The organism is Tessaracoccus flavus (assembly GCF_001997295.1).
GTDB classification, from domain to species: Bacteria; Actinomycetota; Actinomycetes; order Propionibacteriales; family Propionibacteriaceae; genus Arachnia; species Arachnia flava.
On sequence record NZ_CP019605.1, the window covers coordinates 1,475,985 to 1,487,439 of the forward strand.

General features: G+C 68.3%; 11 protein-coding genes and 1 tRNA gene. 2 read left to right on the top strand and 10 right to left on the bottom strand.

The genetic code is table 11. The annotated features are described in order from the left end of the window. The first annotated feature begins 28 nt into the window (after nt 1-28). Entirely contained in the window at nt 29-820 is a 792-nt protein-coding gene (hisN, locus tag RPIT_RS06765; RefSeq protein WP_077341771.1) for a histidinol-phosphatase, read from the top strand. Nucleotides 821-841: 21 nt separating this feature from the next. Here hisN and serA read toward each other — a convergent pair whose 3' ends face one another. The 8 genes from serA to RPIT_RS06805 all read right to left on the bottom strand — a co-directional run bounded on the left by serA (nt 842) and on the right by RPIT_RS06805 (nt 8,817). Continuing rightward, the gene (gene serA / locus RPIT_RS06770) at nt 842-2,032 is read right to left on the bottom strand and encodes a phosphoglycerate dehydrogenase (RefSeq protein ID WP_077341773.1); all 1,191 of its coding nucleotides are present in this window, start codon (nt 2,030-2,032) and stop codon (nt 842-844) included. A 54-nt stretch (nt 2,033-2,086) separates the two neighbouring features. Further along, entirely contained in the window at nt 2,087-2,860 is a 774-nt protein-coding gene (locus RPIT_RS06775; protein WP_077341776.1) for an ABC transporter ATP-binding protein, read from the bottom strand. Beyond that, entirely contained in the window at nt 2,857-3,681 is an 825-nt protein-coding gene (locus RPIT_RS06780; protein WP_077341778.1) for an ABC transporter ATP-binding protein, read from the bottom strand. Before RPIT_RS06780 ends, RPIT_RS06775 begins: the two co-directional genes overlap by 4 nt. Beyond that, the gene (locus tag RPIT_RS06785; protein WP_077341780.1) at nt 3,678-4,487 is read right to left on the bottom strand and encodes an ABC transporter permease; all 810 of its coding nucleotides are present in this window, start codon (nt 4,485-4,487) and stop codon (nt 3,678-3,680) included. The genes RPIT_RS06780 and RPIT_RS06785 overlap by 4 nt, the downstream gene beginning before the upstream one ends. Next, a complete protein-coding gene (locus RPIT_RS06790; RefSeq protein ID WP_077341782.1) occupies nt 4,484-5,443 on the bottom strand; it encodes an ABC transporter permease in 960 nt (319 codons plus the stop codon). The genes RPIT_RS06785 and RPIT_RS06790 overlap by 4 nt, the downstream gene beginning before the upstream one ends. A gap of 7 nt (nt 5,444-5,450) precedes the next feature. Beyond that, nucleotides 5,451-6,953, bottom strand: a complete 1,503-nt coding sequence (locus tag RPIT_RS06795) for an ABC transporter substrate-binding protein (RefSeq protein WP_077341784.1) — start codon at nt 6,951-6,953, stop codon at nt 5,451-5,453. 101 nt (nt 6,954-7,054) lie between these two features. Then, nucleotides 7,055-8,044, bottom strand: a complete 990-nt coding sequence (locus RPIT_RS06800) for a LacI family DNA-binding transcriptional regulator (protein WP_077341786.1) — start codon at nt 8,042-8,044, stop codon at nt 7,055-7,057. Nucleotides 8,045-8,124: 80 nt separating this feature from the next. Continuing rightward, the gene (locus RPIT_RS06805; protein ID WP_162274512.1) at nt 8,125-8,817 is read right to left on the bottom strand and encodes a tyrosine-protein phosphatase; all 693 of its coding nucleotides are present in this window, start codon (nt 8,815-8,817) and stop codon (nt 8,125-8,127) included. An 84-nt stretch (nt 8,818-8,901) separates the two neighbouring features. On the opposite strand from RPIT_RS06805, the gene RPIT_RS06810 reads away from it, so the two are divergent. Further along, nucleotides 8,902-10,230 carry a hypothetical protein gene (locus tag RPIT_RS06810; protein WP_162274513.1) on the top strand — a complete coding sequence of 443 codons (1,329 nt, stop codon included), beginning with the start codon at nt 8,902-8,904 and terminating at the stop codon, nt 10,228-10,230. A 63-nt stretch (nt 10,231-10,293) separates the two neighbouring features. Here the strand turns inward: RPIT_RS06810 and RPIT_RS06815 are convergent. Together RPIT_RS06815 and RPIT_RS06820 are read right to left on the bottom strand one after the other, a co-directional pair. Next, a tRNA-Met gene (locus RPIT_RS06815) sits at nt 10,294-10,367 on the bottom strand. A gap of 67 nt (nt 10,368-10,434) precedes the next feature. Beyond that, entirely contained in the window at nt 10,435-11,439 is a 1,005-nt protein-coding gene (locus RPIT_RS06820) for an aldo/keto reductase family protein (RefSeq protein ID WP_077341792.1), read from the bottom strand. Nucleotides 11,440-11,455: the final 16 nt, after the last annotated feature.

Below are 11,455 nucleotides of genomic sequence, written 5' to 3' on the forward strand. Positions count from 1 at the left end.
GCGCGCCGTCGGCCACTAGGTTGGGGGCATGGCTGTAGCGAAGGACCTCAACGACGATCTGCGCCTGGCGCACCTCATGGCCGATGACGCCGATTCACTCTCGATGAACCGGTTCCGGGCGCTCGATCTGCAGTTCTCCGCCAAGCCGGACGCGACCCCGGTGACCGAGGCCGACACCGCCGTCGAGCAGTCGATCAGGCGCACGCTCGCCCGCACCCGCCCCCGCGACGCCGTGCACGGCGAGGAGTTCGACGACACCGGCGAGTCAGCCCGCCGCTGGATCATCGACCCGATCGATGGCACCAAGAACTACTTGCGCGGCGTCCCCGTGTGGGCGACGCTCATCGCGCTCGAGGTGGAGGGCCGGGTCGTCGCCTCCGTGGTGTCAGCGCCGGCGCTCAACCGGCGCTGGTGGGCCACCGAGGGCGGCGGAGCCTTCACGGGGCGGTCGATCATGAGCGCCAGCGAGTTGCGCGTGAGCCGCGTCGAGGAGCTCGCCGACTCGTCCCTGTCGTACTCCGACATCGCCGAGTGGGTCGACGCCGGCAACGGGCAGGGGTTCGTCAACCTCATGCGCGACTGCTGGCGCACGCGTGCCTACGGCGACTTCTGGAGCTACATGCTGGTCGCGGAGGGGTCCGTCGACATCGCCTGCGAGCCGGAGCTCGAGCTCTACGACATGGCCGCTCTCGACGTCATCGTGCGCGAGGCGGGCGGCCGCTTCACCAACCTGTCCGGCGAGGACGGCGTCCGCGGGCCCGGCGCGCTGGCCACCAACGGGCTCCTCCACGACAAGGTCCTCGGCTACCTAAGGACCTGATCCCGGAGTCGGACCCCGGGATCAGAGAACCCGGACGCGGATGGTCTCGTCCAGGGCCTCGAGTTCGGCGAGCAGACCGTCGTAGCGCTCTCCCGAGATGTCGGTGACCGCGTACCCGTAGTGGCCCTTGGTGGCCAGCGTCTGCGAGCCGATGTTCATGTTGTGGTTGGCCAGCGCGGAGTTGAGGCGGGCCAGCACACCGGGCACGTTGTGGTGGAGGTGCACGATCCGGGCCTCCTGAAGGGGGCCTGCCGTCACCTCCGGGAGGTTGACGCTCATCGACGTGGAGCCCCAGGACTCGTAGTCCGCGAGCTTGCCGGCGACGAACCGGCCGATGTCCACCTGCGCCTCAAGGGTTGACCCGCCGACGTGGGGGGTCAGGATGACGTTGGGCAGGCCCTGCAGCTTCGAGACGAACGGCTCGTCCTTGGCCTTCGGCTCGCTCGGGAAGACGTCGATCGCGGCGCCGGCCACGTGGCCGCTGACGAGGGCGTCGTGGAGGGCGTCGATGTCGACGACCGACCCGCGGCAGAGGTTGAGGAACAGGGAGCGCGGGCGCATCTTCGCGAACTCCGCGGGTCCGAACAGGTTGGTGTTGGAGGCGCGACCGTCGACGTGCAGCGAGATGGTCTCGGCTTCGGCGAGGAGTTCGTCGAGGCTGTCGACCCGCCGTGCGTTGCCGAGCGCGAGCTTGTCGACGACGTCGTAGAAGAGCACCCGCATGCCGAGGGCTTCGGCCATCACGGACAGCTGCGAGCCGATGTTGCCGTAGCCGACAATGCCCAGAGTGCGCCCGCGAACCTCGTGGGCGCCCTGGGCGGACTTGTCCCAGACGCCCGCGTGCATGTCGCGGTTCTTGTCGGCCAGGCGCCTGGCCATCGTGATGATCTCCGCGATGGCGAGCTCCACAACGGATCGGGTGTTCGAGTAGGGCGCGTTGAAGACAGCCACCCCAGCCTCGGTGGCAGCTTCGAGATCGATCTGGTTGGTCCCGATGCAGAAGGCTCCGACCGCCCGCAGCTGCGGGGCGGCCGCGAGGACCTCCCGCGTGACGTGGGTGCGCGAGCGGATGCCGAGGTAGTCGACCCCATCGAGGGCGGCGATGAGCTCCTGGTCGGCGAGCGCTCCCGCTCGCGTTTCGACCTCGTAGCCCCTGGCCTCGAGCGCCTTCACGGCATCGGCATGGATGTTCTCAAGTAGCAGTGCCTTCACAGGGCGCCATTCTACGACCGCCGCGACCGGCCCCATGACCACGTCCGCCGCGGTTCAGAGCGTCAGCGTCGCCTCGACGAGAGCGGCGGTATAGGGGTGACGGGGCGCCTCGAGCACCTGGGCGACCTCGCCCTGCTCGACGACGGAGCCGCGATCCACGACGACGACCCGCTCGCACAGGTGGCGCACGATCGCCAGATCGTGGGAGACCAGCACGAGGGCGAGGCCCCGCTCGTTGACCTCGTCGGTGAGCAGGTTGAGCACCTGAGCCCGCACGGAGACGTCCAGGGCCGACACGGGCTCGTCCGCGACGAGCAGCGCCGGATCGCTGATGAGCGCACGCGCGATGGCGACCCGCTGGCGCTGGCCGCCGGAGAGCTGGTGCGGGAAGCGGTCGAGCATGTCGGGGGTGAGTCCGACCCCGGCCAGCGCCTCCGTCAGCACCTGCCCGGTGAGCGGGGGCACGTCTCCGCGCCCCTTCAGCACCGGGGAACGCAGCGGCTCCCCGACGATGTCGCGGAGCGTCATCCTCGGGTTGAGGGAAGAGTTGGGGTCCTGGAACACCATCGACGCGGCGGCGCGGAGCCATCCCCGGCGCCGCTCGGGCAGCCCGACGATCGAGCGGCCCTGGAACAGCACGTCGCCGGCCGCCGGAGGCTGCAGCCCCAGCATGAGGCGCGCCATCGTCGTCTTTCCGGACCCGGAGCCCCCGACGATCCCGACGCGTTCGCCCTCACCGATGACCAGATCCACGTCGCGCAACGCGACGAACGGCTTGCCGGCGCGCCGGTACGTGACCCCGGCGCCGCGGAGCTCGACCAGGCTCATGACTCCACCCCCGGGTAGAAGTCAGCGACGCTCGGGAGCCGCTCCCCCGGCGCGACCCGGTCGAGCCGTGCCGACGCGATGAGCCCTTGGGTGTAGGGGTGCTGGGGGCGCGCGATGATGTCGTCGATGAGGCCCTCCTCCACGATCTCGCCGCGGAGCATGACGGCCACGCGTGGGCAGACCTGGCGGACGACGGCGAGGTCATGGGAGACGAACAGCGCGGCACGGTCGGCCAGCTGCTCGGCCAGCAGCGCCAGGATCTGTCGCTGGACCAGTACGTCCAGAGCGGTCGTCGGCTCGTCGCACAGGACGAGCCCCGGGCGGTTCGCGAGCGCCATCGCGATGAGGGCGCGTTGCCTTTGCCCCCCGGACAGTTCGTGCGGGTAGGAGTCGGCGATGCGCTCGGGATCGCTCAGTCCGACCCGTCCGAGCCAGAGAAGCACCTCGTCGCGGATAGAGCCTCGTCGCTCCCCGTGGTGCAGGGCCACCACCTCGCCCACCTGGCGGCCCACCTTCATCGTCGGGTCGAGCGCCGTCATCGGCTCCTGGAAGATCATTGAGATCTCGTCTCCGCGCAGATCCTGCATGGCTCGCTCAGGCAGACCCACCAGCTCGCGGCCATCCAACCGGATGCTTCCGGTCACACTCGCGTGCTCCGGCAGCAGGCCCAGGATCGCGAGGGCGGTGACGGACTTGCCGGAGCCGGACTGGCCGATGATCCCCAGCCGGTCGGTCTCGCCGACCGAGAAGGAGATCTTGTTGACAGCCGGCGGGCGGCTCCCGAACCGCACGGTGAGGTCGCTCACTTCGAGGTAGCTCATCGGATCTCCCTCAGCCTGGGATCCAGGAGGTCCCGCAGCCCGTCGCCGAGCAGGTTGAACCCCATCGTCGCGATCGCGATGGCCAGACCGGGCCAGAGCGCGAGCAGCGGGTCGCTGAACAGGTGGTCCTGGGCCTCGCGCAGCATCCGCCCCCAGGTCGGCTGTTGCGGGCCGGAGCCCAGCCCGAGATAGGACAGCCCCGCCTCGGCCAGGATGGCGATGCCGAAACTGACCGAGGCCTGAACCCCCAGCACCGGGGCGATGTTGGGCAGGACATGGCGCCGGGCGATCGCCAGACGCGGGGTACCGCTGAGGCGGGCCGCCTCGACGTAGCCCTGGCTCATCACCTGGAGGGTGGCCGCACGGGCGATGCGGACGAACGCGGGGATGGTGGAGATCGCGATGGCGAGCATCGCCGTCCATGTCGAGCCCCCCAGCGCCGCGGCCAGGAGGATCGCCAGCAGCAGCGCGGGGAAGCCGTAGAGAATGTCGGAGAGCCGCGCCGGGATCTCGCCCGCCCAGCCTCGGGCCATGCCGGCGAAGATGCCGAGTGGCACCCCGATCAGGGCGGCGCCCGCCACTGATGCGACGCCCACGAGCAGGATGATCTTGGCGCCGCTCATGAGCCGGGAGAGGATGTCCGCGCCGAAGCCGTCGGTACCCAGCACGTGGGGCCAGCCGGGCGGCAGGAGCCGCGACGACGTCACCGCCGCCGGATCGAACGGCGTCCACACGAGTCCGACGCCCGCCAGCAGCACGACGATCCCGATCAGCACCAGACCGAAGTACAAAGTTGCGCGCCTCATCGGATCTCACCTCCCCGCCGGAGCCGGGGATCGACCAGCTGGTAGGCGACGTCGACGAGGAAGTTGATGAGCAACACGGCCCACACCATCAGCAGCACGATCGCCTGCACGATGCCGAGGTCGCGCTGGGACACCGCCAGCAGGAGGGTCGAGCCGAGTCCGGGCAGCGCGAAGACCTGCTCGATGATGATGGCGCCGACGAGCAGGGTCGCCAGCTGCAGGCCGATGACAGTGAGCAGCGAGATGCCGATGTTGCGCAGCCCGTGCCGCCACAGCGCGCCGGCCCGGGACCAGCCCACGGCGCGCGCAGTGCGGAAGTAGTCCTCATGGCTCACCTCGATGACGGCGCTGCGGACGTAGCGAGAGATGACCGACGCCTGGACGACCGCGAGCGAGGCGACGGGCAGCGCGAGGTGACTGGCCCAGCGACCCACGCCGTCGAAATAGGAGACATAACCGCCGGCCGGGAACCAGCCAAGGGTCACGGCGAAGATGATGACGAGCCAGATGCCGGCCCAGAACGCCGGGACGGCGAGCCCGACCTGGGAGAGCGCCGAGACCACGGCGCCGTCGAGGTGGCGACGGCGCATCGCGGCGTAGGCGCCGATCGGTAGCGCGAGCAGCACGGCGAAGATCATGCCCAGTCCGGCCAGCCAGACCGAGACGCTGAGCCGGGAGGCGATGAGGGAGCCGACGGAGCGCCCGGAGATGTAGGAGACCCCGAAATTGCCGCGGACCGCCGCCCACAACCATTCCAGGTACCTGACGAGGAACGGTCGGTTGAGGCCGAGGCGTTCCCGCAGGGCCTCGGCCTCCCCCGGTGTGGCGTTGGTACCGAGCATGACCTGGGCGATGTCGCCGGGGAGGGCGTTGGTGGCGGCGAAGATGAGCAGCGACGCGAGCAGCAGGCTTGCGAGCAGCCACGCGGTTCGCACGCCCACCCGGCGCAGCACCATGGTCGGGTCAGCTCCTGGCGGCCAGCGTGGTCAGGTCGAACGCGAGGCTCGTCTGGTTCGGCTGCACCCCCGAGATCTCGGTGGTGGTGATGACGATGTTCGGCAGGAGGAACAGCCAGTTGGCTGCAGCGTCCTCGGCGAGGAGCCGCGCCGCCTCCTGGAGCTTGGCCACCTGCTCCTCCTCGGTGCCCGTGTCGGCCTCCTCGATGAGTTCGGAGAACTCGGGATTGCTGTAGCCCCAGTAGTAGTCCTCCTGGGCGAAGTTGCCGATGTCGCGGCCCTCGACGTGGCTGACGATCGTCATGTCGTAGTCGTGCGCGCCGTAGACCTGGTCGAGCCAGCGGGCGAAGTCGAGCTCCTCGACCTCGACGTCGATGCCCACCTCGCCGAGCTGGGCCTGGATGAAACGCGCCGCCGGGGGGCCGTAGGGCAGGGTGGGGATGCGGAGCCGCAGGCTGAGGCCTGTGGCGTACCCGGCTTCGGCAAGCAGTTCCTTCGCCTTTTCCGGATCGTAGGGGTAGGTATCGGAGAGATCCTCGTACCAGGGGTCGGTCGGGGGGACCATCGAGCCGATGAGCGGCCCTTTGCCTCCCCACGCCGAATCGACGAGCGCTTCCCTGTCGATCGCGTGGTTGATGGCCTGCCGGACGCGGAGATCCTGGAGGGCGGGGACGCGATGGTTGAAGCCGAGGACGACCTCGCCGTCGGTGGTGCCTTCGTGGATGGTGAAGCGCTCTTCATCCTCGAACTGGCCGATGCTCTGCGGAACGGTGAGGTTCGAGATGATGTCGAGCTGGCCCGACAGCATCGCCGTGTTCATGGCGTTGGGGTCCGCGTAGTACTGGAAGGTGACCTCACCGAAGCGGGTGGCGGTGCCCCAGTAGTCGGGGTTGCCCTGCAGCTTGAGCGTGTTGCCCTGGTCCCAGGCGACGAAGGTGAAGGGGCCCGAACCTGCGGGCTGGGTGTCGAGCGTGTCGACCCCGGCCGGATCGACGACGATCCCCGCCGGACCCGCGATGTCGTAGAGCCACATGTTGGACGGCTGGCTGAGCGTCACGAGGACCTTGTCCTCGTCGAGGGCCTCGATCGTGTCCACGGGATCCCACTTGGCACGGATGCTGCCGGTCGCCGCTTCGGATCGCGACCGCTCGAAACTGTCGACGACGTCTTGGGCCACCATGTCCTCGCCGCTGGCGAACTTGGCGGCGGGGTCGAGGGTGAAGGTGTACTCGAGCAGGTCGTCGGAGATGGTCCACTCGGACGCGAGGAGGGGCTTGAACCCGCCCTCACCGTCGAGCTCGATGAGCGTCTCGTAGACGTTGCGGAGGAGCACGAACGGGGTGCCCGCGCCGGCCACCGTCGTCATGTCGAGGCCGTCGGGTTCCAGAGTGGCGCCGATGACGAGCGGTCGGGCCTCTGGCACTTCTTCCTGCGGCTGCGAGCACGCGGTCGACACGACCGCGAGGATGAGGGCCAGCACGATGCCAACCGACAGGCGGGTTCGGCGCATATCTATGGGTTCCCTTCGAGGGGTCTCAGTGGCCTACACAGTGTAGCGATCCGAGGGCTGGGTGGATTCCCGCTTCGCTCAGGGCGCAAGGGCACAGCGCGTCACCCCTCGGGCTCCCGGGTGACGAGCGACGGCGCGAGCAGCACCCCATCTTGGGCCGAGTCCTCGTCGTCGAGCTGCTGCAGCACCTTGTCAAGGACGATCCGCGCCACGTCCGCCACCGGCTGACGCATGCTGGCCAGCCCCACCGCCTGGGCCACCGGGGTGTTGTCGAAGCCGACGAGGGACACGCCGTGCCGCCCGCGCCGGCGGTTCACAGTGTGGGCACCGAGCGCGAGGCTGTCCGAGGCGCAGACCGCTGCCGTCACGCCGCGCCCCAGGAGTAGCGACATGTTCGCGGCGCCGTCGGCAACGGTGTCGTCGCTCTCCAGCACCAGGTCGAGCGCCTCGGCGTCGGAGAGGCCGAGGGCCTCCTTCCAGCCGGCCATCCGGTCCCTGCCCACCGGGGATCCGTCCGACCAGCCCATGAAGCCGATGCGCTCGTGGCCGAGGCTCCGCAGATACAAAGCCGCCTCCCGCGCGCCGGCGCGTCCGTCGACGTCAACCCAACGGCCGTGATCGGTCGCGTCCCAGGGTCTACCGAAGGCGGCGAAGGGCACGCCGAGCTCGAGCAGTTGGGCGGGGCGGTCGTCGTCGATCCAGGTGTCGGTCAGGACACAGGCGTCGATCGCCAATGTCCGGCGCAGCTCGACGAGCTTGTCGACTTCCTCGGCCTTCGTGGTGGCCGGGAACAGGACCACCCGGTAGCCCTGCTTGTCGGCGAGCGTGACCAGCGCGTGGGTGAAGCCGTCCATGAACGAGCCGGAGATGCCGTTTCTGGGGTCGCTCAGCCGGAGTCCGAGCACCATTGCCTTCTGATTACGCAGCGCACGCGCCGCCGCCGACGGCATGTAGCCGGCGCGGTCGATCGCCTCCTGAACACGTCGACGCGTCTCGGGACGGACCCGGTCCGGGAAGTTCAGCACGTTGGAGACGGTCTGCCGGGACACCTTGAGCTCAGCCGCCAGGCTGGCCAGGGTCGGCTTCTTCATGCGCTCCTCCGGGGATCGTTCAAACAGTCACGCCATACTCGCCCGGATGCGGCATGGGGTCAATGCGCCGCACAGGATCGTTATGCATTTGACATGCGGAAGCGTAGGCGAATCAGGTCCAGGTCGGCTGCGCTCAGTCCAGCATCCGACAACAGACCCGGCGCGTTGAGGCGCGCAAGGAAGCCCTCCAGGGCGCTGTGGCGACCGTCGATCCACCGCCGCCAGTCGACTCCGGTGAGGTACCGCTCGCGGGGATGCGGATTGGTGCGGTGCAGTTCGTTGATGCCCTCGGCGGCGGCAATGTAGCCGGCGACGATCTCGTCGTCTGGCCAGCCCGCGAGCTTCTGGCCGAGGGCGACGACCAGGCCCGTGCGGTCGCGCCCGGCGGAGCAGTGGACGATCACCCCTGCAGGGGCCTCGGCGAGGGCCATGAGAGCCTTGGCAACCTTGTCGCCGAAGAGCTCAAGATAGGTCGGGTAGTGCGCAGGGTGATCGAGGTAGGGCGCGAGCAGTTCCTGGAACCGGGGATGCTCCGGATCCTCCGTCGGCGCGGAGATCAGCCGCAACCGGCGCTGAAGATCGGGTGGCATGGGCCAGTCCCCGTCACGGACCGTCTGCCACTCGTACGGGGAGCGCAGGTCTACCACAGTGGTGAAGCCGTCGGCTATCGCGGCGTCCCAGCCCCGGGGCGATACCCACTCGCGACGCGCCATCCGGACCACAGTGTCGTTGACGCGCCGGGCATTCACCGCGCCGTCCCAGTTGATCCCCATGCAGGACAGGCTAGCCTCCGAGAATTCCTCAGCGAATCGTCTTTCAGAGCGAAAAATGTCGGAGGTGGTCCGTAGCGTTCTGGTATGGAGATCGAGACACGCACCCCGGCCGAGCAGCTTCGCGCCTGCGAGGCGTTGCGGCGTACGGCCGAGGCACGTTCGCTGGACATCCTGTGCGAGCTGGCGGAGCACTACGAAGTTTCCGAGGACTCCCTCATCGAACATCTCGTCGACCGACGCATCCAACCTGTGGTCCCCGGGCCCACGGTGTCGGAGTTCCTGTCTTTGGAGCTCGCTGGCCTCCTGGAGTGCACGCCGCTGCAGGCCGCAGCCAAGCTGTACTCCGCCCTGCGGCTCAAGTACCGCCACCCAACGCTCCACACAGCGGTCCAGCAGCTCGACATCGAGCCGCACCGGGCGCTGCGGGCCGTCGACAAGTGCGCGCACCTCGATGCTTCCGTCGCGGAGAGGGTCACGACAGGGTGGCTCCCCCAGCAGCTCGGGCTCGGGCACACCGCCGCCCTCAACCGTCTCGACAAGCTCGTCGTCGAAGCCGATCCGCAGCGGGCCATCGAGCGCGAGCGCGCGCGGCGCAAAGACCTGGACGTGTCCCTCTGGGGCTCCTACGACGGCGTGACGACTCTGAGCGGCAGGCTGGAGGATCTGGACGCCCGGTATCTCGACGCCTCGGTCGATCGGATGGCTGACGTCCTGACTGCGGAGCACCCGGGGCTGTCCCGCGGACAGCTGCGGGCCAAGGCGATGGGGGTCTTGGCCAACCCGGCCATGGCGCTCGGGCTGTTGCAGCGCGCCGCCCAGCCGGCCTTGCCGGACAGCGAGGCACCCAACGGCTGCCTAGGCCCCCTCTGCGGCACCATCCAGACCCCCTTGCACAAGCTGCGCCCACGCCTGGAACTCGCGGTCCACATCGACACGAACGCTGTCGGCTGCGCCACCGGATCAGCGCGCATCGAGGGCGCTGGCCACATCACGCTCAATCTCCTGCGCGAGTACCTCTCAGACATAGACGTCACCGTCCAGCCGGTGATCGATCTCGCCACCGTGGCGCCGGAGGACCAGTACCGGCCATCCGCGGCTCTGAAGAAGGTCCTCCTCCTCGCGTTCCCCACTGAAATGTTCCCGTTCAGCAATCGCGCGACGGCCAGGTTCATGGACTTCGACCATACGGAACGGTTCCGCTCCGGTCGGCGACGGCAGACCAGGTTGGGCAACCTCTGCCCCTTCTCCCGAAGACCCCACCGCGGCAAGACCGCGGGCGTCTGGGATGTGAAGCAGCACTCAGTCGGGGTGTTGACGTGGACGAGTCCGCTCAAGTACGTCTACGAGGTGTCCCCAGGCGGCACGCGTCTGGTTGATACGGGCCACGACGCCTGGCGCAAGCTCGATTGGTGACTGACTACCCGCATCGTGCAGAAACCCTCGTCCAGCTGATGCTAGACGAGGGTCCTGATCTCGTAGCGGGGACAGGATTTGAACCTGTGACCTCTGGGTTATGAGCCCAGCGAGCTACCGAGCTGCTCCACCCCGCGTCGGCCTGACCAACTATACGGAGGTTCCTCCAGAAGGCCAAATCGACGCGGGTGGTGCGGACTCAGATCACGCGGGACGCTTCTCCGGCACGTTGATCTTGGCGGCGTCACGCTCGACGACGTCGCCGAGAATGTCGTCGATACGTGCCATCACGTCGTCGGAAAGCTCCACTTCGCTCGCCTTCACGTTCTCGGTGATCTGCTCGGGACGCGAGGCGCCGATGATGGCTGCGGCCACGTTGTCGTTGTGCAGCACCCAGGCGACAGCCAGCTGCGCCATCGTGATGCCGAGCTCGTCGGCCACTGGGCGCAGGTTCTGGACCCGCTCGAGCACGTCATCGCGCAGCCAGCGCTCAATCATCTGCTGACCGCCCTTCTTGTCCGTCGCGCGCGAGCCCTCTGGAGCAGGCTGGCCCGGCTTGTACTTACCGGTCAGGATTCCCTGCGCAACGGGCGACCACACGATCTGAGAGACGCCCACCTCACGGGAGGCGGGCACCACCTCGTCCTCGATGACTCGCCAGAGCATCGAGTACTGGGGCTGGTTCGAGATGAACGGGATCCGCAGTTCCTTCGCCAGAGCCGCCCCCTCGCGGATCTTGTCGGCGGGCCACTCAGACACACCGATGTACAGGGCCTTGCCCTGCCGGACGACGTCGGCCAGCGCGACCATCGTCTCCTCAAGAGGGGTCTCCACGTCGAAGCGATGAGCCTGGTAGAGATCGACGTAGTCGGTCTTGAGACGCTTCAGGGAGCCGTTGATGCCCTCCATGATGTGCTTGCGCGACAATCCGACGTCGTTGGCTCCCTTGGGGCCGACGGGCCAGTAGACCTTGGTGAAGATCTCCAGCGACTCGCGACGTTCACCCTTGAGGGCTTCCCCGAGCACTTCCTCGGCGACCGTGTTCGCATATACGTCGGCGGTGTCGAACGAGGTGATGCCAGCGTCAAGAGCTGCCCGAACGCAGGCGGTTGCCTGGTCTGCCTCGACCTGGGACCCGTGGGTCAGCCAGTTGCCGTAGGTGAGTTCGGTGATCTTGAGGCCGGAATCGCCAAGGTAGCGGTACTTCATATGGATGGTTCCTTCC